The organism is Arthrobacter sp. MMS24-S77 (assembly GCF_054888235.1).
Map to the genome: position 1 here is coordinate 96363 of NZ_JBTZRN010000001.1, position 22813 is coordinate 119175.

Annotated in this window: 22 protein-coding genes and 3 pseudogenes; 8 read left to right on the forward strand and 17 right to left on the reverse strand. The window is 64.9% G+C overall.

Going from position 1 to position 22813, the window contains the following annotated elements; genetic code table 11:
* The first annotated feature begins 7 nt into the window (after positions 1–7).
* Positions 8–211: a helix-turn-helix domain-containing protein gene (locus tag ACX5I4_RS00460; RefSeq protein WP_461834916.1), complete on the forward strand. Its 204-nt coding sequence runs from the start codon at positions 8–10 to the stop codon at positions 209–211.
* 7 nt (positions 212–218) lie between these two features.
* Complete coding sequence (locus ACX5I4_RS00465) at positions 219–683, forward strand: Clp protease N-terminal domain-containing protein (protein ID WP_461834917.1); 465 nt, start codon at positions 219–221, stop codon at positions 681–683.
* An 18-nt stretch (positions 684–701) separates the two neighbouring features.
* On the opposite strand, the pseudogene ACX5I4_RS00470 reads toward ACX5I4_RS00465, so the two are convergent.
* The 4 genes and pseudogenes from ACX5I4_RS00470 to ACX5I4_RS00485 all read right to left on the reverse strand — a co-directional run bounded on the left by ACX5I4_RS00470 (position 702) and on the right by ACX5I4_RS00485 (position 5045).
* Positions 702–2322, reverse strand: a pseudogene (locus tag ACX5I4_RS00470) (HNH endonuclease).
* Between the two features lie 220 nt (positions 2323–2542).
* On the reverse strand, positions 2543–2944 hold the full coding sequence (locus tag ACX5I4_RS00475) for a VOC family protein (RefSeq protein WP_461834918.1): 402 nt from the start codon (positions 2942–2944) through the stop codon (positions 2543–2545).
* Positions 2945–2982: 38 nt separating this feature from the next.
* The gene (locus ACX5I4_RS00480) at positions 2983–4329 is read right to left on the reverse strand and encodes a sensor histidine kinase (protein WP_461834919.1); all 1347 of its coding nucleotides are present in this window, start codon (positions 4327–4329) and stop codon (positions 2983–2985) included.
* Complete coding sequence (locus ACX5I4_RS00485; protein WP_461834920.1) at positions 4326–5045, reverse strand: response regulator transcription factor; 720 nt, start codon at positions 5043–5045, stop codon at positions 4326–4328. Before ACX5I4_RS00485 ends, ACX5I4_RS00480 begins: the two co-directional genes overlap by 4 nt.
* Positions 5046–5213: 168 nt before the next feature.
* Here ACX5I4_RS00485 and ACX5I4_RS00490 point away from each other — a divergent pair, with 168 nt between their 5' ends.
* Positions 5214–5729 carry a hypothetical protein gene (locus tag ACX5I4_RS00490; RefSeq protein ID WP_461834921.1) on the forward strand — a complete coding sequence of 172 codons (516 nt, stop codon included), beginning with the start codon at positions 5214–5216 and terminating at the stop codon, positions 5727–5729.
* A 12-nt stretch (positions 5730–5741) separates the two neighbouring features.
* On the opposite strand, the pseudogene ACX5I4_RS00495 reads toward ACX5I4_RS00490, so the two are convergent.
* Positions 5742–7327 (reverse strand): annotated as a pseudogene (locus tag ACX5I4_RS00495) (MFS transporter).
* A gap of 255 nt (positions 7328–7582) precedes the next feature.
* Positions 7583–8386, reverse strand: coding sequence for a putative protein N(5)-glutamine methyltransferase (locus ACX5I4_RS00500; protein ID WP_461834922.1), 804 nt, complete (start codon positions 8384–8386; stop codon positions 7583–7585).
* Between the two features lie 362 nt (positions 8387–8748).
* Between ACX5I4_RS00500 and ACX5I4_RS00505 the strand changes: the two genes are divergently transcribed.
* Both ACX5I4_RS00505 and ACX5I4_RS00510 read left to right on the forward strand, forming a co-directional pair.
* Positions 8749–8991, forward strand: coding sequence for a hypothetical protein (locus tag ACX5I4_RS00505; protein ID WP_461834923.1), 243 nt, complete (start codon positions 8749–8751; stop codon positions 8989–8991).
* Between the two features lie 72 nt (positions 8992–9063).
* The gene (locus tag ACX5I4_RS00510; protein WP_461834924.1) at positions 9064–9324 is read left to right on the forward strand and encodes a hypothetical protein; all 261 of its coding nucleotides are present in this window, start codon (positions 9064–9066) and stop codon (positions 9322–9324) included.
* 121 nt (positions 9325–9445) lie between these two features.
* On the opposite strand, the gene ACX5I4_RS00515 is transcribed toward ACX5I4_RS00510, so the two are convergent.
* Positions 9446–11971, reverse strand: a complete 2526-nt coding sequence (locus ACX5I4_RS00515) for an ATP-dependent DNA ligase (RefSeq protein WP_461834925.1) — start codon at positions 11969–11971, stop codon at positions 9446–9448.
* Between the two features lie 38 nt (positions 11972–12009).
* Here ACX5I4_RS00515 and ku point away from each other — a divergent pair, with 38 nt between their 5' ends.
* Positions 12010–12888: a non-homologous end joining protein Ku gene (gene ku / locus ACX5I4_RS00520; RefSeq protein WP_461834926.1), complete on the forward strand. Its 879-nt coding sequence runs from the start codon at positions 12010–12012 to the stop codon at positions 12886–12888.
* Between the two features lie 37 nt (positions 12889–12925).
* Here the strand turns inward: ku and ACX5I4_RS00525 are convergent, their stop codons facing one another.
* From ACX5I4_RS00525 to ACX5I4_RS00540, 4 genes are all read right to left on the reverse strand, one after another.
* The gene (locus tag ACX5I4_RS00525) at positions 12926–13192 is read right to left on the reverse strand and encodes a DUF7218 family protein (RefSeq protein WP_461834927.1); all 267 of its coding nucleotides are present in this window, start codon (positions 13190–13192) and stop codon (positions 12926–12928) included.
* A gap of 27 nt (positions 13193–13219) precedes the next feature.
* The gene (locus ACX5I4_RS00530) at positions 13220–13648 is read right to left on the reverse strand and encodes a hypothetical protein (RefSeq protein WP_461834928.1); all 429 of its coding nucleotides are present in this window, start codon (positions 13646–13648) and stop codon (positions 13220–13222) included.
* 65 nt (positions 13649–13713) lie between these two features.
* Positions 13714–13890: a CsbD family protein gene (locus ACX5I4_RS00535; protein ID WP_461834929.1), complete on the reverse strand. Its 177-nt coding sequence runs from the start codon at positions 13888–13890 to the stop codon at positions 13714–13716.
* A 92-nt stretch (positions 13891–13982) separates the two neighbouring features.
* Positions 13983–14153 (reverse strand): hypothetical protein, encoded by a 171-nt coding sequence (locus ACX5I4_RS00540; RefSeq protein ID WP_184740779.1) that lies wholly within the window; start codon positions 14151–14153, stop codon positions 13983–13985.
* Positions 14154–14490: 337 nt separating this feature from the next.
* Here ACX5I4_RS00540 and ACX5I4_RS00545 point away from each other — a divergent pair, with 337 nt between their 5' ends.
* Both ACX5I4_RS00545 and ACX5I4_RS00550 read left to right on the forward strand, forming a co-directional pair.
* A complete protein-coding gene (locus ACX5I4_RS00545) occupies positions 14491–14970 on the forward strand; it encodes a Dps family protein (RefSeq protein ID WP_461834930.1) in 480 nt (159 codons plus the stop codon).
* A 43-nt stretch (positions 14971–15013) separates the two neighbouring features.
* Entirely contained in the window at positions 15014–15967 is a 954-nt protein-coding gene (locus tag ACX5I4_RS00550; RefSeq protein ID WP_461834931.1) for a DNA topoisomerase IB, read from the forward strand.
* Between the two features lie 108 nt (positions 15968–16075).
* Here the strand turns inward: ACX5I4_RS00550 and ACX5I4_RS00555 are convergent, their stop codons facing one another.
* From ACX5I4_RS00555 to ACX5I4_RS00580, 6 genes and pseudogenes are all read right to left on the reverse strand, one after another.
* On the reverse strand, positions 16076–16354 hold the full coding sequence (locus ACX5I4_RS00555; RefSeq protein ID WP_265982023.1) for an HPr family phosphocarrier protein: 279 nt from the start codon (positions 16352–16354) through the stop codon (positions 16076–16078).
* Positions 16355–16387: 33 nt separating this feature from the next.
* Positions 16388–18103, reverse strand: a pseudogene (ptsP, locus tag ACX5I4_RS00560) (phosphoenolpyruvate--protein phosphotransferase).
* A gap of 35 nt (positions 18104–18138) precedes the next feature.
* Complete coding sequence (locus ACX5I4_RS00565) at positions 18139–20193, reverse strand: PTS fructose transporter subunit IIABC (RefSeq protein ID WP_461834932.1); 2055 nt, start codon at positions 20191–20193, stop codon at positions 18139–18141.
* Positions 20194–20204: 11 nt separating this feature from the next.
* The gene (locus ACX5I4_RS00570) at positions 20205–21191 is read right to left on the reverse strand and encodes a 1-phosphofructokinase family hexose kinase (RefSeq protein ID WP_461834933.1); all 987 of its coding nucleotides are present in this window, start codon (positions 21189–21191) and stop codon (positions 20205–20207) included.
* The gene (locus ACX5I4_RS00575; protein ID WP_461834934.1) at positions 21188–21997 is read right to left on the reverse strand and encodes a DeoR/GlpR family DNA-binding transcription regulator; all 810 of its coding nucleotides are present in this window, start codon (positions 21995–21997) and stop codon (positions 21188–21190) included. Before ACX5I4_RS00575 ends, ACX5I4_RS00570 begins: the two co-directional genes overlap by 4 nt.
* 155 nt (positions 21998–22152) lie before the next feature.
* On the reverse strand, positions 22153–22347 hold the full coding sequence (locus tag ACX5I4_RS00580; protein WP_461834935.1) for a hypothetical protein: 195 nt from the start codon (positions 22345–22347) through the stop codon (positions 22153–22155).
* Between the last annotated feature and the right edge of the window lie 466 nt (positions 22348–22813).

The window sequence follows — 22813 nt, forward strand, 5'->3', positions numbered from 1 at the left end:
TGACACCATGATTGGTGATGAGCTGACTCCCCATATCCCGGCGACGGACCCGGCAATTGGCCTCCGCGCTGTCGGTGCCCTGCATCGTCTCGCCGAAAAGGTCGAGGCCACCAACGTGGCTCGCGCGCGCGAGCAGGGCTGGTCCTGGGAACAAATCGGCGATGCCTTGGGCGTCTCCCGGCAGTCGGTCCACGCCAAATACGGAAAGTGAGCCTGCCATGTTTGAACGATTTGCCAGCGAAGCCAGAACCACTGTCCACGCCGGCGCAGAGGAAGCCAAACGCCGTGGGGACCGGAGAATCGGGACAGACCATTTGCTGCTGGGATTGCTCCACGACCCGGAAAGCTGCCGGACCTTGGGGACAGACCTTGAATCGGCCCGCGCCCAGCTCGATGTCCTCGACCAACAGGCGCTCGAAGCCGTCGGCATCACGCTGGGAGACTTCGGCCCCCTGAACGCACCGAAGGGAAGCAGCAGGACCACCTTCACCTCGGCCGCCCGCTCGGTCATTCAGGACTCCTTGATCCTGACCACCCGGGAGAAAGCCCGCAGGATCACCACGCGGCACCTCTTGCTCGCACTGCTGGAACGGCACGCACCCGATCCGGCCGCAGTCCTGCTCAAAAAGCTCGGCGTGGATGCGGCCGCACTGAAGGTAAGGCTACGGGAGCCGGAGGTATAGGCGGCCGTGTTTGGGCGCCTAGGCTGGCTGCCGTAGCTGGCGCCAGTAGTGCAGGTCCCCGAAATAGTGTGCCGACGTAGCGGGCGAGTCGGCGCCGGGTGGGTTGGTGGCCGCCCGGTCGGGAGCGGACTGGTGGGTGCCTGGCAGGGGCGGGGCTGTTGAGCGGTAGTGGTGGCCGGTGGGGGTTCGGATGTCGAGGACGTGCCGTGTCCCGGGGCCGGTTCGTGCTGTCCAGCCGGGGAGTTCTTTGGTGTGGTTGCATGCCTCGCATAGGCCCGCCCCGTTGCTGAGGCTGGTGGGGCCGTCGTCGTGCCACGGGACGACATGGTCGAAATGCCTGATCGGCGCGTCGCAATACGGGGTCCGACAGGTGTCGTCCCGGGCCTGGATGAAGCGCCGCAGTCCGGGCGGGTAAAGCCGGGCCCGGGAGTCCGAGGCAACAAGATCACCGGTCTCCGGAGCGGTGAAGAGGCGCCGGAGCCAGACCTTGAAGTCGCGGTCCTGCCAGGGCTGGCCGGACTCTACCCTTTCACCTTGGCCGTGTTCGGACTGACCTTGAGTAGACGTTCCATGGCCGGCCCGGCCGCGTTTGGTGTTGCCGGCGTTGCCGGTGTTGCCGTTGAGGAGGTTCCGTGCCCAACCTGCGGGGACGATGCCGTAGCCGGGCAGGCGTGCCGGTTCACTGTCGCCCTGGAAGAGCGTCCGGTCGGTCATGACGAGCTGGACCTCCACCCCGGTGATCCCTCCAGGGGTGCCGGTGGTCCGTTCGACGAGGGTGTCGGCCATGACCTGTCCGCGGGTGCGGGTGTCTCCGGCGTTGCGGAGGGTGTCGGCGTGCCGGGTCAGGGCCGCGTGAACGGCCACTCCCTGGGCGACGGGAAGCAGGGCGGTCAGGTAGGTCATCGTGTCAGGCGCGGGCCGCAGGCTCACATGCCGTTCCTCGGTGGCACGGGCAGCGCGCTGCGTGACGGAGCGCGGGTCCCGCCGGTAAGCCGCGGTCCGGGCCGCCGCGATGATGGTCTTGTCCCCGGCTCCGTCGAAGACCCCGGTGTCGGCGGCGAGCTCTTCATCCACGGCGCAGCGGTCCTCGGCGGACAGGCAGGCGGTTTCCTTCACCAGCAGGGTCGCCCGCCATTCGTTCAGCTGTCCTGATTCAAGGGCGGCGAGGGTGTACGGCATTTCGGTGACAAGGGCTTTGGCGAGTCCGTGGAGCCGGGATCCGCGGGCGGGGGACTCCCGCCGGGCCAAGGGCAATCTGGGCCGCCACGCCGCGTCCCTGCTCCTCGGCCGGAACACCCGCAGCCGCTTCGGCGCTGCGCTGGACGGCGTCGAACGCGACGGCGATCCGGGCCTGCGCAGCCGCGGCCGCCGACTTCAAGTCCTCAAGGGCACGCAACTGGTCGATTAACTGGGTGCTGCGGGGCAATTCCGCGCTGCCGGGCGACTCGGCGCTGTCAGCCGACACCGCGCTGCCTGCCGGTGCCGTGCCGCCGGCGACGCCTGGGCGAAGCGAGTTCACCGCGTCGATCAAATCCCGCACCAGGACGGACGGGACAGCAACATCGGCGACAGCCTCCAGACCCGCGCCTCCGGAAGGCGCGCCTGATCCGATCAGCTGTGTTCCCCGGTTCCCGGCCATAACCAAAGCATTTCAGGGACCCCCGACATTTTAGCTCGCGGAAACCCGCCCGGACAAAAAACCCGAAAATCAGCGGAACCTGTCAGCAAATGGACCATCCATAGACTGTGCCGGTTCCTGGCTCAAGCAACACCCTCCCCGCAGCAAACCCCGGTCGGAGTGAACCATCCGCCTCTATCTGCGCTGGGCGCTGCCGGCTCTGTGTCACTCGGCCCGCCTCCTACCCCGCAACCAGCTCAACCTCGTAGCCGTCGGTGTTCACCAGATAGGCGGCGTAATGGTCGGGACCACCGGCGTGGGGATATTTGCTCTCGAACATCTCGTACCAGCCCGAGTCCGCGCCGAGCTCCCGGAGCCGGTCCACGTTCTCCCTGGTACCCGCATGGAACGCGAGGTGGTTGAGCCCCGGCTCCGTCCTGCGGTGCGTGCTTCCGGTGAGCGCCGTGGACTGTTCGATCACGATGTACGTGGCTCCGAGTTTCCAACTGCAGCCGTCAGGCCACTCCTGGAATTGTTCGTAGCCCATCTCAGCCAGCAGCCAACCCCACTCTTCCTGAGCACGGCCGATGTGCGGTACCCAAATCTCTACGTGGTGCAGCGAACCCACTGGAACTTCAGTCATGCCGTGAGTCTACGGTTGCTTGGGGCCCGCCGGAACGGTCAACCCCCAGGCAACTCCACCATGAACGCTGCGCCGCCCTCCGGCGCTGTCCGCACGCTGATTCGCCCACCAAGCCGCTGCACGATCCTTGCGGCAATCGACAAGCCCAGTCCGCTGCCCACAGGCCGTTCGCCGCTGTATCTGGCAAAGAGCGCACCGCGTTCAAACGCGACGGCGGCATCCGCCTCCGTGAGCCCCGGTCCGCCGTCGCGCACTTCCACAGTCAGCCCAGTGCCAGCGGAGTATGCGGCGAGGACTACGGGGGAGCCCTCCGGCGTCACGCGCAGTGCATTTTCCAGCAGCCCGTCCACCACTTGCCGCAACCGCTGGCCATCGCTGCGGACGGGCAAAGGCCCAGGAGGCAGTTCGAGCCGTCCGTCAATCCCGTTTTGGACGCACACTGCCTGCCAGGCCTGCCAGCCCTCGCGCAGGATCAAGGATGCGTCCACGGGCTGCAATTCCACGCGGAAATCGTCGGACTCAAGCCGTGCCAATTCCAGGAGATCGCGGACGAATCGGTCCAGCCGGTTTGTTTCGGCCACTAGGGTCCGCCCGACGCCGCTCACGTCGTCTCCGCTGACCACACCATCGGCCAGGGCCTCGGCGTAGCCTCGCAGCGCCGTGAGGGGTGTCCGGATTTCGTGCGAAATGGAGAGCAGGAATTCGCGTTGGCGCCCCTCGCTGGTCCGGAGCGCGGCGTCGAGGGCGGCCAGTGCCTGCGAAACTTCCACCACTTCGGCCGGACCGCCGGGCGCCACGGGCACGGAACGTTCACCGGCTGCGAGCCGATGGGCCGATTGCGCCGTACGCACCAGCGGCCGGCTGAGCCACTGCGCCAGCAGGCCGCCCGCCACGATGGAGAACACGAGGCAGGCCACGAGGGCAATCAACATGCGGCTCAACAGGGGAGCGGCGGCCGCGCGGATTTCGGACACGGGCTGCGCGAGTACCACGCCACCGCCGGCCGCCAACGGCCGGGCCTCAAGGACCACGGTGTTCTGCGGGCCGTCGACGGTCCTGGACACCGACTTTCCAGCTAATACATCCGCAACGGTCTTCGCATCCACCAGCCTGGCCCCGCCACCTGTCACACGGCCATCGGAACCGATTTGCGCGAGCCTCGCGCCGTGGGTGAGCAGATCGGCGCGAAGGTCCTGGAGGCTTCCGAGGCTCGTTTGTTTGCTGAGGGAATCGGCCTCAACCGCGAGATACTTCCTGGCTTCGTCCACCGCTGTTGCGTTCACCAGTTGCGCGGCCAGCAGCCCAGCGAGCACGACGGCGACGGTCGCGACGGCGGCGATCACCGCCGTCGTGCGTCCTGCCAGTGTTCCGAACCAGCGCCTCACCCGGCGCCACCGGCGGCGGAGCGGGGCCCGGATGCTTGAGGAGCCACCACTGAGTACCCGACGCCGCGGCTCGTCGCGATGGGGGAGTGCTCGCCGAGCTTGGCGCGGAGCTGCGCGATGTGCACATCCACGGTCCGTCCGGCGGCATAACTCGCCTGGCCCCACACGGCGGACAGGAGTTGCTCACGGGAAAACACGCGGCCGGGCTGGGCCATGAGGTAGGCGAGGAGGTCGAACTCGGTGGCCGTCAGGGTGAGTTCCTTGGTGCCCGCGCGAGCTGTCCGGTTCAGCGGATCCAGTTCGACGCTGCCGAGCGCAAGTGGTTTGGGTCGTGGGGTTCCTTCGGTCCGGCGCAGCACGGCCTTGACTCTGGCGACGAGTTCAGAGGGTGAAAACGGCTTGGTGAGATAGTCGTCGGCGCCCAATTCCAGGCCAAGGACGCGGTCCACTTCCTCATCACGAGCAGTCACGAACAGTACCGGCGTCCAGTCCTCGGCCTGCCGCAGCTGCCGGCAGAGCTCGATCCCGTCCATGCCGGGCAGCCCGACGTCGAGAATCACCGCAACCGGTTTGAGCCGCCTGATCTGTGCCAGCGCGGAAATCCCATCCCGCTCCACATGCACCCCGAAACCAGCGCGGCCCAGGTACAGGCGTTGGATATCGGCGATCGCCTGTTCATCCTCGGCAATCAGCACCAATCCGCGGCTGTCCTCCATGCGTCCATTCAACAGCAAGGATCAAGCCCGTGGAGCATCCTTGGCCGCTGCCGGGGACGGTTTTACATTCCTCGAACATTGGCCGAACAGTCAGTTCATGCGGCCGGACAAGAGTGTTTTGAAGAGCGCCGGTGGACGAGCCGCCGGCCGGAACAAAGGACACTGACCATGGAAAACAACACCGCATTCCCCAGTACCCCAACTCAGCGGCGCAAGGGCAGCAAGGCCCGCACCGCCGTCGTCGGCGTTCTTGCCGCTGGACTCCTGTTGGGCGGAGGGGTGCTTGCCGCAAGCGCGGCCACCTCCACCAACTCAACAAGCACGACGGCGGCAACCACCACCCAGCCCACCGCGACGGGTGCGGTGGCCGCCAAAACGGCCGCGGTGCGGCACCCCCTGGCGGCTGCCCTGCGGTTCTTTGTGAACGGCGACAGCAGCAAGCCCAACTACGGCCAACGCGCCGCGAAGATCGCCACCTTCATCCTGGACAAGCGTCCGAACCTGGCCGCAAAGCTTCCGGCAGCGTTGCAGGCGGACCTGAAGGCGCTGAAGGACGCCGCCGATGGGGACCGGGTGGCGCAAGCCACCCACATCAAGGACACCGCACTGAATGGCGGCTATGGTCCGAAGATCCAGGCGGAGGCAAAGCGGCTGCAGGAGCAGAAGGCTGACCGCAAGGCCTAGGGCAGTCGGAGGCTAAGCCAGGACGTGCTCCCGGTCCGGCTCTGCTGCTACGGGGGTGCCGTCGTCGAACGGCATCTCGTCTAGGTCGATCAACGGGTTGGTGTCCTGTGTGGCCACCAGTTCCCGGGCCTCTGCCGGGGTGTCCACGCTGGGCATGGAACCGGGGAGTGGGCGCTGCGCAGATTCACGCAGGAAGTAGATGGCGATTGCGCCAACCACGGACGTGCCCATGAGGTAGTACGCGGGCATCATGTCGTTGCCAGAGCCCTGGATCAAGGCGGCGACAATGAACGGCGTGGTACCGCCGAAGATCGCCACGGAGAAGTTGTAGGCGATGCCCATTCCGCCGTAACGGCTCGACGTCGGGAACAGTGCCGGCAGCGCAGAGGCGAGGTTGGCTATATAGAACGTGACAGGGAAGGCGATCAGGGCCAAACCGGCAAGCGTGGACCAAATCGAACCGAGTCCGATCAGCAGGAACGCCGGAATGGCGAACACGATGGTGCTGATGGCGCCGATCCACAGCACGGGCCGGCGGCCAATGCGGTCAGAGAGCTTGCCAGTCAGCGGGATGCAGACTGCCATGATGACCAACACGGGGATGGTCAGCAGCGTGCCGTGAACGGGGTCGTAGCCCTTGGAGTCGGTCAGGTACGTGGGCATGTAGGAAGTCAGCATGTAGCCCACGGTGTTAGCGGCTGCGGCAAGGATCATGGCGAGGATAATCTGGCGCCAGTAAGCCTTGACGATGCCGATGGGGCCCTTGGCTACAGCGGCATCGCCCGCTGCGGCGTCGGCGGCCAGGGCTTCCTGGGCATCCAAAGTGGCCTGGAACTGGGGGATTCCTCGATCTTGCTACGGAAGTACACAGCGATAACGCCGAGCGGTCCGGCAATGAGGAATGGCAAGCGCCAGCCCCAGTCCTCCATGGCCGATTGGCCGATGGTGAGCTGCAGGATGGAGACGAGGGCCGCGCCGAGGGCGAAGCCGATGTACGAACCCATATCAAGGAAGCTCGCGAAGAAACCGCGGCGCTTGTCCGGAGCGTATTCGCTCACGAACGTGGTGGCACCGGCGTATTCGCCGCCCGTGGAGAAACCCTGGACGAGCTTCAGGATGACGAGCAGTGCCGCTGCCCAGATGCCGATTTGGGCGTATCCAGGCAGGAGTCCGACGGCGAAGGTACTCGCCGCCATCAGCAGGAGTGTCGTGGCGAGCACCTTTTGGCGGCCCACCTTGTCGCCGAGCCAGCCGAAGACTACGCCGCCGAGGGGGCGGGCCACGAAGGTTGCGGCGAATGTTCCCAGAAGGAACAGGGTCTGCACGGACTTGTCGGCCTCGGGCAGGAAGACGGGCCCCATCGTGGTGATGAGGTAGCCGAAAACGCCGACGTCGTACCACTCCATGGTGTTACCGACGATCGTGCCGCCGAGTGCCTTTTTCAGCATTGGCTGGTCTACGACGTTGACGTCGGATACCTTGAGTCGACGGCGTGTTGGAAGTTTCAATTTTGACGCACCGCGGGATGCGGCTTTGCTCGTTCCGGCGGCGTTCCTAGCGCCTGCTGGAGAGTCGGTGATGCTTTGGTCTATGGGCATTTGGGCCGCTCCTAGGGGGGTCATTTGCTTGCGACGTACAGCTGCCGCGCTCTGGGCAGGGTTTCAATTTTACGCGAGATTGGCCGAAACTGAGAGTCGGAGTCCGAATTTCGGGGCTATTCCGGGCCATTTTCGGCGCAAATGTCTGACATCCATATGCCCCCTACAGCCCCGGAATCACGCGGATTTTGGCGTGTTCCGTGACTGGGTTACCAAATTGTTCGGTTCAGGACAGTGAAACGCACAGTTTGCTGATCATTTTCGGTGGGTTTCCCGTAGTTTTCCGAGCACCACCGTGGCATCGAATTCGTCGGAATGGACCACTTTGGAGGACAACCCGGCGAGCTCAAACAGGGCCGCCGTGGTCGGGGCTTGCCGGACGCTCGTTTCGATCAGCAAGTGGCCACCGGGGGCCAGCCACAACGGCGCCTCCCCAGCTATCCGGCGCTGCACGTCCAAACCGTCCGCGCCGCCGTCGAGCGCTACGAGCGGTTCATGCACCCGGGCCTCCGGCGGCATCATCCCGATCGAGTCCGTAGGGACGTATGGAGCGTTGGCCACAAGGACCTCCACGCGACCGCGAAGAGGGACCGGCAGGGCCGAAAAGAGATCGCCTTCGTGCACTTCTCCGCCGGCCGGCCCGATGTTGCGAGCGGCGCAGCGGACTGCGGCTGGGTCGACGTCGGCCGCGTGCAGTTCGATGCCGCCCACCGCGGCAGCCAAAGCGGCGCCCACGGCACCCGAACCGCAGCAAAGATCGACGACGACGGCGCCCGGCCGGGCGATGCGGGCCGCCTCCTGGACGAGGTACTCCGTGCGGCGGCGGGGGACGAAGACGCCCGGGTCCACGGCAATGCGCTGTCCGCAGAATTCAGCCCAGCCAAGGAGGTGTTCCAGGGGCAGGCCTGAGACCCGTTGTTCGACCATCAGCTCGAGTTCCTCGGGAGCGTGCGCCGCGGCGATCAGGAGCTGGGCCTCGTCTTCGGCGAAGACGCAACCGGCGGAACGGAGCCGGGATGTCACGGCGGAGCGGGAAGGGTGGAACATGGGTGCTGACATGGGAGAGCCTTTCGGGATACCGAGGGGTGCTCTCCGGGCCATGCTAGCCGAGAGCGGACGTTGAGGCCACGCGTGAAACGGCCCCGGGAAAGTCAGGGTTCACAAACACGGTCCGGAGTGTTTAGGGTGGGTGCATGGGAACACTGATTTTTGAATAGACCAGCGGGTCCTGGTTCGTCGCAGACGCTGCTATGCCACTGCAGACGTTTACCGACGCCGTTGAGTTTGAACCGACAAAAATCCACGCCTGTTGAGGCTTCGCCTCCGCGCCGTTCCTGTCACCGTTGCTATTTGGACCCCGCAGCGGACGTCGCGTCCCGAGACCTCCTCCGGCAAATCAAGAGCTTTAAGGAGTCCACTGCATGACACCGAACACACCCGAAACCAACGCCGAGCAGGAACCTGCCGAGCAGGCAGCGGCCGTGCAGGAAACTGACACCCCGGCTGCCGGGATCAAATCGAAATTGACTGACGCCCAGAAGGAGATGCTGGCCAGCAAGTCCCGTGGCGGGGCCGGGAATAGTTGGCAGAGCACCGGAAAAGGACACAAGCCCACTCAAGCGAGTGGCAAGCTGGCCAAATCCGAGAAGAAGGTCCGCTGGTAGATCCTGCAGACAAGCGGACCTCTCCCACCTAGTATGGAAAATCCCTTCGTTTCAATGCAGAAAGGAAGAACAATGGCTGCGAAGCACGTTGAGCAACAAATCAACTCCGAGGTGGCCAGGCACTTGGTCGAATCCATGGATAAGGCGCCCATGCCGGCCCCGGCTACTGTGGCGATGGCACTGGGCTCGACCCAAGGACCGGCCTGGCCAGACGTTAGCGGCAAAACCGGGCACCCCAAGGACCGCGGCCCCAACCACGGTCGCGTCGGCCAGCAGGCCGCGGTCACCGCGGTCCACCGCACCAGCCGTCCCCAGATGCCGCACTCCTCCTAGGAATATTCGCCCTTTCAGCCCAACTGACTAGCACTTAAGGTTGTTTTGAGCCCTCATAACGACACCTGCTGCCAGTCCGTTGGGCTGAGCTACGTGCGTGGGGCTACGTGCGCTCGGGGGGCTAACCGCGCTCGACGTCGTCGGGAGACTTGTCGGGGCGCCACCCGCGCCAGACGGGATGCCGCATCCTTTCGGTGCCGGTCCAATCCCCGAATGTCACCTCTCCAACAAGCTCGGGGGCAACCCAACGGGCAGTGGCGGCGTCCTCGGCCGGGATGTCATGGAAGGGGGAGTCCGGGCGGTCGAGCCGCTCCAAGCGCTGCAGGATGTCGCGCAGTTGCCAGTCCTTGAACCCGGTGCCAACCCGGCCGGCATAGCGCAGCTTGTCGCCGTCGGGGATCCCCACCAGCAACGCACCAATGGTCCCGAGCCTCGCCCCGGCGCCGGGCCGCCAGCCACCCACCACCACTTCCTGCGTGCGTTCCAACTTGAGCTTGATCCAGGACCTGCTGCGCCGCCCCGGCTGGTACCGGCTATCCGCGCGTTTGGCCATGACGCCTTCCAATCCGAGCTCGGCGGCGCTGGCCAGGATGTCGTCGAGGTCATGCTCCAGAACCTCGGACACGTGGATAGGGGAGCCCTCGGCGGGCATAGCGGCGTGGAAAGCCGCCAGCCGGTCCCGGCGCTCGCCGAGCGGCAGGGAGGTGAGGTCGCCGCTGGCGCCTTCTTCGGCGCTGACGCGGGATCCGGCGTCGTACAGGAGATCGAACACCATGAGCTGCACGGGGACCGCGGCCCGGGCGCGTTCGACGTCGCCGGGCTTGAAAAGGTTCATCCGCTTTTGGAGCAACTCGAAGCTGGGCCTGCCGTTTTTGCTGAGTGCCACGATTTCGCCATCTGCCACGAAGTCGTGGTCCGGCCAGTAACGCGGATCCGATAGCTCGGGGTACGTCGGTGTCATGTCGATCCCGGAGCGGCTGGTCAACCTGATCTTGCCGCCCGAACCTGAAACGATCGCCCGGAAGCCGTCCCATTTGAGCTCAAACAGCCAGTCCCCGGAGGCGACATTGGCCGTGGTTCCGGAGGTTGCGAGCATGGGCGCGTAACCGGGTGCGGAGCCTGAACGCGACGCGGGATCAGGCAACAACACCGCCCGGTGGCCCGGCTTGTCCTTCATCAAATGGATCAGCCACTGCGACGGCGACTCCCCCGTATGGATGAGCGCGAAACGCCGGGTGCCGTGCAATCCGCCGCCCGGTTTGCCGGTGAGCGTGGCGATGACCTCCTTGCCGTCGCGCCATTTTTCGCATTCGAATTCGCCGCTGTCCCAGATGCTGACCGTCCCGGCGCCGTATTCGCCCTTTGGAATGATGCCCGCGAATTGCGCATACTCCATCGGGTGGTCCTCCGTGCGCACCGCGAGGTGGTTCTTGGCCGGGGTGTCCGGCACGCCCCGCGGCAAGGCCCACGACGCCAGGACGCCGTTGTGTTCCAGCCGGAAGTCCAGGTGGAAACGGCGGGCATGGTGTTCCTGGATGACGAAGATTCCGCCGGGCGGATTGGGCTCCGCGTCGGCCTGGAGTGCGCGCGACCCAGGTTGGTGTTCGACGGCGGGAAACGGTTCCGGTGTCCGCTGCGGATCGCGCTTGTCCACGTAGCTGGCCAGCCGCGGGTTCACGGCGGTGCTGGCGACTGCACGGCGGGCGACGGCGGTGCTGACGCCGTCCGCGCCGGGCGGACCGCCGTCGTCGTTCTTGCTTGCCGCCACCGCGGCGAAAGGGTCCTTCCCCTCCTTGACGCGCTTCATGACGGCCGTGAAGTCCAGATGCTCGAGCTTGGGGGAGGTGAGTTCACGCCACGTCCGCGGTGCGGCCACCATGGGGTGTGCGCGCCCGCGGAGGGAGTACGGGACAATGGTGGTCTTGTTCCCGCTGTTCTGGCTCCAGTCCACCAGCACCTTGCCGTTGCGCAGGGTCTTTTTCATGTCGCTGACCACAAGGTCCGGATGGTCGGCCTCGAGCGATCGCGCCAATTCGTGCGCGAACGCAGAGACCTGCTCCCATTTTCGCGTGCCATCCAGCCCGGCGTAGAGGTGGATCCCCTTGCTGCCGCTCGTCACAGGGACGGGATCCAGCCCGATGTCCTGCAGGATGCTGCGCGCCAGCTTGGCGACTTCGACGCATTCGGCGAGGCCGGTCCCGGGACCGGGGTCGAGGTCCAGGACGAGCCGATCCGGCGGCAACAGGGTTCCGTCGGCGTCCACCTGCCATTGCGGCACGTGGATTTCCAAGGCGGCAATCTGGGCCAGCCAGGTCAGTGTGGCGAGGTTGTTGACGAGGGGGTAAACGTTGCTGTGGTCGCTGTGCTGGATGGTGACGCGCGGAACCCAGGACGGAGTGGACCCGTCCAGGTTCTTTTGGAAGAACATCTGCCCGGGATTCTCCGTTGTCCCCACCCCGTGCACCCAGCGCTTACGCGTGGCGGGTCGGTTGGCGGCGGCGGGGATCAGGAAGGGTGCCACGGCGGCGTAGTACTCGAGCACTTCGGCCTTGGTGGTGCCGGTCTCCGGATAGATGATTTTGCCCAGGTTGGTGAGTGTCAGTTCATGGCCCTCGACGTTGACGCGTTCCTTCTGGCTGGTTGCCACCTCTTCACCTCCGCCTTGTTGTGATGTTCACTTAGTGCATGAGGGCCATATGGAAGGGTTCTATCGCGTTCGGGCTGGTCAACGTACCCGTCAAGCTCTACAGCGCCACCGAGGACCACGATGTCAGTCTCCACCAGGTCCACAACAAAGACGGAGGCCGCATCCGCTACCAACGGAAGTGCGAAATCTGCGCCTCTGTTGTGGATTACGAGGATATCGACAAGGCCTACGAAGAGGAAGGCCGCACAGTGGTGCTGTCCTCCGCGGATTTGAAGTCGCTGCCCGCGGAGAACAGCCGCGAAATCGAGGTAGTGGAGTTCGTTCCGGCCGAGCAGCTGGACCCCATCATGTACGAGCGGCCCTACTACCTGGAGCCGGATTCCAAGTCGCCCAAGGCCTACATGCTCCTCTTGCGCACCCTCCAGGACACAGAGCGCGTGGCCATTGTGCAGTATGCCCTCCGGCAGAAGACCAGGCTGGGAGCCTTGCGCGTACGTGGGGACGTCCTGATGCTCCAATCCCTGCTCTGGGACGACGAGGTCCGCGAGGCGGACTTCCCGTCGCTGGAGACCGACGTGAAAATCTCGGACAAGGAGCTTGAGATGTCCGCGGCCTTGGTGGACTCGATGGCGCGGGACTTCGAGCCCGAGCAATATACCGACAATTACCAAGTGCAATTGCGCCAGCTCATCGCGGCCAAGTTCGAAAAGGGCGACTCCATCGACACCGAGGAGACGTTCGGCATTACGGCAAGCGAAGGTGAGGGCGGCGAGGTCATCGACCTCATGGAAGCCCTCAAGCGGAGCCTCGAGAAGAAGCGCGGCAAAGAGGCCAGCGGGTCGTCCACTGAAGAGTCCGACGACGCCGGGACGGCCAAAGCTGCCAGCAAGCCCAGGGCGAGGGTCAAGAAAGCCTGACGCGCCGCCGTCGTGCGCCTCACGTCCGGTGAATGGGTTAGTGGTTTCGCAGGGCCGAGATGAGTTCGGCCTTCTTCTTGCTTGAGTAGCCTGTGAGCCCCAGTTCCTTGGCTCGCGACTTGAGCTGGGGCACGGTCCAGTCCTCATAGTCGCCCGAGGTACCGCCGCGCCGTCCGATTTCCTTGCGGCCCACTTTGGCCGCGGCATTCGATATCCTGGCGGCCTTTTCCTTGGAGGCGCCATCCTCGCGGAGGGTTTCGTAGAGTTCCGGATCTTTGAGGCTGGGATTCTTCTTGTTGGGCATGGGTTTCTCCTTCGGTCAAGGTCCCGGCTACGAGGGGAGCTCCATCCGGAACCCGCAGCGGCATTTCAACACCTTCGTCGCCAGGTACACGTCGAGAAGATCTATCGCGGGATCCTCGGTGGACATCGGCGCATACACGCTGTGGAATCCGGTTCCCGAAATTTTCATGGGTTCGCCGCAATGGATGTATTCGCCGCCGAATTGCAGCACACCCGTTACCGTTCCACGCTGGTTCAGGATCATTGCGACGTCCTGGAAAGTCGCAGCATGGGCATAAAAGGTGTCGCATTCCACGCAGGTGTAAGCAATATCCACGAGCTCTGCCATCGGCGGTTTGAGGGGCTCGATGGAATCAAGAATGACGTGCTCATTGGTGCCACAAATGCCGCACCAGATTCGTTCAGCCCGGGGACGCGGTGCGCCGGCCGGGACAATCGGGTCAGAGATAGTCGGCATTGACTTAACCCCTTGGACCGGGAAGTGCGGCCCCCGCCGACGGCAGGGGCCGCACTTCGAGTGGACTAGTCCTTCTTGAAAGCGTCCTTTACCTTTTCGCCGGCCGCCTTCAGGTCGCTCTTGGCTTGATCCGTTTTGCCTTCGGCTTCGAGCTGCTCGTCACCCGTCAGCTTTCCAGCCGCTTCCTTGGATTTGCCCGCAAGCTTTTCCCCGGCATTTTGGATCTTGTCATCTGCACCCATGGACGTACTCCTTTGGTGGTAATGGTTTTACTTCTTCTCGCCTTCTCGCCAAGTGGCGGAAGGCAGGCCACTTTGGGGCCAGTTGTAGTCGGCTAAACGCCGTGGGATCTCCGGCCGGAAACAAAGCTAAGGAGCCAACCGATGGCCGCGACGATTAGGAGGACCAAGCCGACCCAGAGGAGCCAGCTCACTGCCTGAGAGAATCCGCCGACGAGCAGAAGGACGATTGCCACAACGCCTGCAATGATCAGAAGAGTGTTCACAATGACACATTCCTTACTTCAGTGGGACCGCCGGCAAGCGCCCGGGCCCCTTGCGATGTATTCGATTGTCGGTTCGCTTGCGAACCGTGGTTCCTCACCAGGCCCCCAGACCCCGTGCGAGGTCTTGTTGCAGCGGATGCCGCCCGTTTTCCGGAATTTTCATCCAGTCCGAACCGGTACCGACTTCCTCCATGGTACTACTAAGCACGCTTATCAAATCAAGTACTAAGTACGCTTATAAAAAATTCTGGGTATCGTCGTAGGGTGGGCGGAAGGACTGGCGCCGGTATCTGGCGCTGATCCGACCCATTGTCAGCAGTCGTTTTGGAGGGGAACCATGAAAGCATCTCAAGCTCTGGCAGACAATCTTCAGCTTGTCCTGACGGACCTTATTGAACTTCAGCTACAGGGCAAACAGGCCCACTGGAACATTGTTGGCGCCAATTTCCGGGACCTGCATCTGCAACTCGATGAACTCGTTGCAGCGGCGCGGGAGTTCGCCGACGAGACAGCCGAAAGGATGCGGGCACTTCATGCGCTCCCCGATGGCAGAAGCAGCACCATCGCTGCCTCAACCCGCCTGGAGCAGTTCCCCGCGGGATTGACGAAGACCAAGGACGCCGTGAAGCTGATCACCGATCGCGTGGAACGGACTGTCCAGACCATGCGCGATGTCCACGACCAAGTGGACGAAGAAGACCCTACGACGGCGGACCTCCTGCATGCGTTCATCGCACGTTTGGAGCAGCTCGCCTGGATGATCAGCGCCGAGATCATGTCCGCCAGTGCGTCCGTGGCAGACCCACAGGAAGCCTAGGAATCCAAGAACCGGGAAAACTGGAAGTAGCCAGGGCCAGCGAATGCCACGGCTCCGACGCAGTCACCCCGGCACGCCTGGTATCTCCCGGCGAAGGTCCGGCCGTGGTTTCAGCTATTACCGCCCGGACGGATCCCTCGTAGTAGGCGATGAGCGCACGCGCCTGGAAGCGCTCGCAATTCCTCCCGCCTGGGCCGACGTCTGGATATGCCCGTTCGAAAACGGGCATATCCAGGCAATGGGAGTGGACGACGCCGGACGGAGCCAATACATTTACCACCCCGAGTGGCGGGCGCGCCAAGACACCGAAAAGTTCATCCGGGCTGCGCGGCTGGGCACCGTTCTGCCCAAAGCGCGGCGTTTGGCCTCGCGCCATCTGCGCGAGTCACCTTCGGAAAAGACCAGAGCCCTGGCCGCAGCTGTGCGGCTCATGGATCTCGGAGCCTTGCGCGTTGGATCAGAGGGCTACATGCGGCGCAACGGATCGCATGGCCTCACGACCCTTAGATGCAAGCATGTGCTTGTCACGGGAGACACGGTTTCCCTGCATTTTCCGGGGAAAAGCGGTCAGGCATGGGAATCAACCATCGAGGACTCCGCGCTGGCCAGGTTCCTCAAGCCATTGGCAGGCAGGCCCGGCAAACAACCACTGCTGGTCTTCCAGGAAGGCAACGCCTGGGTCTCCCTGAATGCCACGATGGTCAACGAGTATCTTCGCCACATCACCGGCGGCGACTACACGGCCAAGGACTTCCGTACTTGGAAAGGCACAGCCACGGCCGGCATCGCGCTCGCAGAACCGGCCTCGAAAGTGCCGGCCCGCCAGCGGGTCCTCGAGGCCATCAAGCAAACCGCCGAACTGCTCGGCAACACGCCCACGGTGGCCAGGGCCGCGTACGTTGACCCCCGCATCGTGGAGGGTTTCCTGGCCGGTGATCTCGAACAGCTCAGGGCCACGGAGTCGGATATCGCAAGGTACCTGGCATCTTTGCTGTGACAATTTGCCCTGAAAAAACACAGAGCATGCTCCCCGTTGGCTGCGAGGAATGGACATAGGGCCAATATGTCCATCCCTCAGTGCCAAGGGAGAGCATGCTCAGTGGGGTTACTCGGCGTCGTGGTCCGTTTCGAGGATCTTCACGAGGCGGTCCAGGGCTTCGTCGGCGCCGGCGCCCTCGGCACGCAGCACGACGACGTCGCCGTATGAAGCTCCGAGGCTCATGAGGGACAGGATGCTGGCGGCGTCCATGGCGTCGTCGGCGGGCTCGCCTTCGCGGGCGATGGTGACCTCGAGATCCAGTTCGCCGGCGGCTTCGGCAAAGATGGCTGCCGGGCGGGCGTGCAGGCCGACGCGGCTGGCAATGGTGGCGGTACGTTCGGACATTGTTGCTCCTTCGATTGTGGGCTTGGGGAAAGTCTAGAGACCCAGCTCGTCCAGGATGGGCAGCTGGGCGCGAACGGTTTGGCGCGCGGCGGATGCGCTTCGGGGCGGACAACGCCGCTGACGCTAGCTTTTGGGCATGCGCAACGGTAACGGTTGCCAGCACGGCGGAAACAGCCGCCAGTGCGCGGGCACTCATCGAAAGCGTCGCGACGCCCAGTCCAACGAGTACGACGGCGAGGGCCGGGTCCGCTGCTGCCTCGCCGCAGACTCCCACCGGCCGGGCGGTGCCGGCAGTACTCGCGCTGGCGGCAGCAGCGCCGTCGGCGGTCAACTTCACGAGCTGCAGTACGGCCGGCTGCCACGGATCATTGAGCGTGGCGAGCGGACCGAGTTGGCGGTCCGCGGCCATGGCGTACTGGGTGAGGTCGTTGGTTCCGAGTGATGCGAAGCTGACTTCGCGCAGCACGGTGGCAGCGGTCAGGGCAGCTGACGGGACCTCCACCATGACACCGGGGACTTTCAAGCCGGCGGCGGAGCAGAGGGACGCGAAGTGCGCGGCTTCCTCGGCGGTGGAGATCATGGGGGCCATGACCCACACTTCGGCCTGGTTGGCGGCCTCTGCCGCGGCGATCGCCTTGAGCTGGCGCTCGAGGACCCCAGGGGAGGTGAGGTCGGTACGGTACCCGCGGACGCCCAGAGCGGGGTTGGGTTCATCAGCGTTGGTGAGGAACGGCAGCGGCTTGTCAGCGCCGGCGTCGAGGGTTCGGACCACAACCTTCTTGCCCGGGAACGCAGCAAACACGGCGCCGTAGGCGGCGATCTGCTCCTCGACGGTGGGTTCGTCGTCGCGATCCAGGAAACAGAACTCGGTGCGCAACAATCCGACGCCCTCGGCACCGGCGTCGGCGGCTTTGACCGCATCGGCACCGGTACCGACGTTGGCGAGCAGCGGAACCCGGAACCCGTCGGCCATGACGTTGCTGCCGCTGAAGGCGGCAACCGTTGACGCCTGGGTGGCCCAGGCCTTGGCCGCAAGGCGGAGTTCCTCGCCGGGATCCACCGTGATGGTTCCGGCAGCGCCGTCGATGTAGATCTCGGTGCCGTCCGCGATCTCGTCGACTCCCGGGGCCGCGACGATCGCGGGCAGGCCCAAGGCACGGGCCAGGATAGCGGTGTGGGATTGCGGGCCGCCGCTTGAGGTGATCAGGGCGATCACCTTGGCGGGGTCCAACGTGGCGGTGTCTGCCGGGGCGAGGTCCTCGGCGGCCAGGATGAACGGAACATCCGACGCCGGGATACCCGGCGCAGGCAGCCCGCGCAGTTCCGAGACGATGCGTGCGCGGACGTCCAGGACGTCCGCCACGCGCTCCGCCATGTAGCCGCCGAGGGCCTTCAATGAGTTTGCAACCGTGGCACCTGCCTCCCAGATGGCCCGTTCAGCGGTACGTGCGCCGCCCGGGGCATCGGGGAGAGGAGCTTGATGGCCGATTTCACCAGCATCGGATCGGCGGCCATCAAGGCGGTTGCTTCCAAGACCTCTTTGCCTTCGCCGGACGCGGTGGCGGCTCGGGCACGGAGTTCCGCCTGCACGGCCTTGGCGGCATCCTTGATGCGCTGGCCTTGCGACTCGACGGTAACGTCCGCAGGAATGTTGACGTTCGGGTGCGGTTCCTGCACCGGCTTGGGCATCTGCCGCGCCGGCCCCAGAACACGCCCGGGAGCAACGCCTACGCCTGAAAAGGTCTGCATGGATTTAGTCCTCTACTTGCTTGCTAACGGTGACGTCAGGCTGCGGCAACGACCGGAACGGGCTCTGCCGCAACGGGCTTCCGGACTGCCCAGCGCTTGAGCGCGAGCAGGACGAGGGCCGTGACCACGACGCCGACCGCGATCGATGCGATGAACATGAACACGTTGCCGATAGCGAAGAAGACGAAGATGCCACCGTGGGGTGCCTGGGAGGTGACCCCGAAGGCCATGCTCAGCGCACCGGTAACTGCGCCGCCCACCATGCTTGCGGGGATCACTCGGAGCGGGTCGGCAGCTGCGAATGGGATGGCGCCCTCGGAGATGAACGAAGCACCCAGCAGCCAGGCCGCCTTGCCGTTCTCGCGCTCAGCCAGGCTGAAACCCTTGCGGTTCAAGGTGGTGGCGAGTGCCATCGCCAGCGGCGGAACCATGCCTGCGGCCATGACGGCAGCCATAATCTGCAGCGGAGCGGGGTTGGCGAGGCTTCCCGCGCCAAGGCCGGCGACGGCGAAGGAGTAGGCAACCTTGTTGACCGGACCACCGAGGTCGAAGCACATCATGAGGCCCAGGATGATACCGAGAACGATCGCCGACGTGCCGGTCATGCCGGTCAGCCACGTGTTGAGGCCCTTGGTGATTCCGGCGATCGGGCCGCCGAGGAAGAGGAACATCAGGCCGGAGGCAACGATTGAGGCGACCAGCGGGATGATGACCACGGGCATGAGGCCACGCAACCAGCGTGGAACGGAGAACGTGCCGATCCAGTGTGCCGTGAGGCCGGCCAGCAGACCGCCTACCAGGCCGCCCAGGAAGCCGGCGCCCATGAAACCGGCCACAGCACCGGCCACGAAGCCGGGAGCGATGCCGGGCCTGTCAGCGATGCCGAAGGCGATGTAGCCCGCCAAGGCAGGGACGAGGAAGCCAAGGGACAAAGCACCGATCTTGAAGAACACGGCCCCGATGAAGGCGCCCAGCGGACCCCAAGCATGCGCAGGGTAGTCAGTGGGCAGATTCACGAGGGTGTTCGCGCCGAGGATCTTGTCAGCCACTCCGGCGATTTCGTAACCGCCCAGCAGGAAGCCCAAGGCAATGAGCAGGCCGCCACCGGCGACGAACGGGATCATGTAGCTGACGCCCGTCAGCAGGACCTTCTTGACCTTGGTGCCGAGGTGTTCGCTGGCAGCTTCGGATGCATGTTCGGCGTTTTCTTCCGCGCCGAAGTGCGGGACGCGGTGGGCGTGGGGATCGGACGCGGCGGCGATGGCTTCCTGGACCATCTTGGCCGGCTCGTCGATGCCGCGCTTAACAGGCGCGTTGATGACGGGCTTGCCGGCAAAGCGCTCCTTACCACGGACGTCGACGTCTACCGCGAAGATCACGGCATCGGCAGCGGCAATGACAGCCGGGTCCAAGGCGGTGAATCCACCCGAGCCCTGCGTCTCCACCTGCAGGTCCACGCCGGCTTCCTTGCCCGCAGCCACGAGGGAGTCGGCCGCCATGTAGGTGTGGGCGATGCCGGTGGGGCAGGCCGTGACGGCGACGATGCGCTTCGGCGACATGGCGGAAGCGGCGCGGGCCGAAGCCGGCGCAGCCTCTGCAGCAGGTTCGGCAGCGGACCCCGCTGCGTGCGCAGCTGGCTTGTCGGCCAGTGCGCCGTCAACCAGGTCCACGATGTCCTGCTCGGTGACGGCCGCACGGAGGGCTGCCGTGAAGTCCTTTTTGATGAGGGAGCGGGCCAGTTTGGAGAGCAACTTCAGGTGCTCCTGGTCTGCTCCTTCAGGGGCTGCGATGAAGAAGATGATGTCGGCAGGGCCATCCTTGGCGCCGAAGTCCACCTTCTGGGAGAGGCGGGCCATCGCCAAGGCGGGCTCGGTCACGGCGACGGAGCGGCAGTGCGGGATAGCGATGCCGCCGGGCACGCCCGTGGCAGTCTTCTGCTCGCGGGCGAAGGCGTCGGCGAAGAGCCCTTCAACCTCGGAGGCGCGTCCGGCTGCGGCAACTTTGCCCGCCAGGAAGCGGATGACATCGGCGGGAGAATCGCCGAGGTTCTGGTCAAGGGAGACCAGTTGGGGGGTGATGAGCTGGGTCACTGTTAGTCCTTCTAGAGGGCCGTGATAGTTACGGCGTCGGGAGTTGTTTGGTGGACCGCCGGGACAGTGGAGCCCGGCAGCGAAGCAGCGGCGGCACCGTGTGCCACAGCCTGACGGAGGCAGTCCTGCGCGGAACCGCCGCGAGTGGCGGCCAGCAAGTAGCCAGCAAGGGAAGAATCGCCGGCACCAACTGTGCTGACGGCTTGGATCGGCGGATGCGTGGCGAGCCACGCGCCGTCGGCGGTTACCAGGACGGCGCCCTTGGAACCGAGTGTTGCGAGTACTGCACCCACACCGCTGCCGACGACGGCGGCGGCAGCCCTGGCGGCAAGGCCGGGGTCCGCTTCCAGTTCGTCAGCCGTGTGGACGTCTGTGAAGCCAGCTGCGGCGGCCAGTTCGGCCAGTTCTTCTGCGTTGGGCTTCAGGAGATCGGGCTTGCCGTTGATGGCGCTGGTGGAATCGCCACTGATGGCGGCCGCCAGCGGGGCTCCGGAGGAATCAATTGCTATCAAGGGGGCGTCGCCGTCGTGCGTGGAACGGAGCCGGCGGGCGACCGTGGCGTAAAAATCAGCCGGAACTCCTGGTGGGAGCGATCCGGCCAGTACCACCCAGCTCGCGCCACGGGAGCGGTCCAGCAGCAGCCCGATCAGGGCTTCCTGCTCGTCCAGGCTCAACTTCGGGCCGGGTTCGTTGATCTTTGTGGTGACGCCGTCCGGTTCGGTGAGCGTCACGTTGCTGCGCAGCGGCTCACTGATGGGAAGCGCTGCGTAGGGGACGCCGTCGTCGAGCAGTCCCGCGAGGACGGGATCGGAGTCCCCGCCCGGCAGGACGGCGACGGTGTCCAGGCCCGAGGCGACCAGCGCCCGGGAGACATTGACGCCCTTGCCGCCGGAGTGCTGGTGGACGGCGACGGCGCGTTGCACCTCGCCGCGGGCCAAGGGGGCCGGGAGCTCCACGGTGCGGTCAAGGCTGGGGTTGGCGGTCAGGGTGACGATCATGCGATCACCACGTCGACGCCGGCCTCGGCCAATGCGGCGGAGAGCTCTTCGGAGGGTTCGTGGTCAGTAATCACGGTGTCCACATCTTTCAGGGCAGCGAACTGGACGAGCGTTTCGGCGTCCAGCTTGGAGGAATCCGCGAGGACGACGACGCGCCGTGCGGACGTGACGAAGGCGGCCTTGACGGCGGCTTCTTCGGGGTCAGGGGTGCTGAGTCCGAACGTGGCGTGGATACCGTTGGCCCCGACGAAGGCGATGTCCGGCCGGAGCCGGGAGGCGGCTTCGACCGTGGACTGCCCGACTGCAGCCTGCGTGAGGCCGCGGACCCGGCCGCCCAGGATCTGGAGGGAGATGTTCGGGTTGCCGGAGAGCCGTCCGGCGATGGGGATGGCGTGGGTGATCACAACCAGTTCTTCGCGGGGTTTCCCGTTGGCGGACGCCGTGTGCTGGGCTGCGCGTTGGCCCAGCAGGCGGGCCAGGGCCTCCGTGGTGGAGCCGGCGTCGATCAGGATGCTGCCGGCCGCGTTCTCGGGGATGAGCGCTAGGGCGGCCTCGGCGATACGAAGCTTTTCCGGTTGACGCTGGATGGCGCGCTCAACAACGCTTTCCTCGCGGGTGCTGAGGCGGTCTGAGGGGACAGCCCCGCCGTGCACGCGGCGGAGGTTTCCGGCGGATTCGAGGGCAGCGAGGTCGCGGCGGACGGTCTCCGTGGTGATGCTGAATCGGTCCGCGAGGTCCGTGACGCTGACCCGTCCGCGCTCAGCGACGAGCTCGGAGATCAGCTGTTGGCGCTCTTCGGCAAACACATACCCTCCATTGCGTACAAGCTGTAAGTACACCAGTGACAGTCATCACATGATGTGGAATTGCTTGACTCTATCTTTGTTCGTGTTGGTCTGTCAACAGAAAACAACATAAACAAAGATTTGGGGGTGTGTGGGAATGGTTGAGGTGCGTGCCCCTACGGCCACTCGATCTCGCTGGGGCCGGGGTAGTCGACGGGGAGGTTGTCAGGGTCGGGCGGATCCGGCAAGCGGAGCTGCGGAGAGGAGTCCGTTTCCTTTCGATGCTTGCTTCGTTGTTCGTCCAACTGGCTGGATTCTTGCTGGGGGTCGTCTTCGGGGTGTCGATTCTGGGTACTTTCGAGCTTCATCATGCTTCCTTCGGGTAATGCTGCAATGCGGTTAAGTAGGTATTTCGAACTCCAGGAGGCCATCCTGTATCCCCCGACGATTCAGGATGGCCCCCGCCTGCTGGACAGTGGCTGGGTGGCTGTAGGAAAACCCGCATGACATGCACGTGTAGAACACGGCGAGCTGCTGGGAAGACCGCGGAGTCTGGGCCTGGATGGATTCGACGATCAGGTGCGCGTCTGTGCCACAAGCGCTACACCACAGAGGAAGGACGCCGGACTGATGAGGTTCGTGAGGTACCGGGGATTGGGAGAGGGTCGACATCGACTAGCTCCGCGCCGGTATCAGGTATTTGCTCATGGGGCAGCACCTTCATGTTGAATGAAATGGCGCCCGGCTGCTTGAGCGAAACAGGCCGAAGACCCGGCCTTTTGTCCGGTGGTCTGCGCGGACTGTAGAAGAATTGTGCACTCCACATCCCCGGTGCGC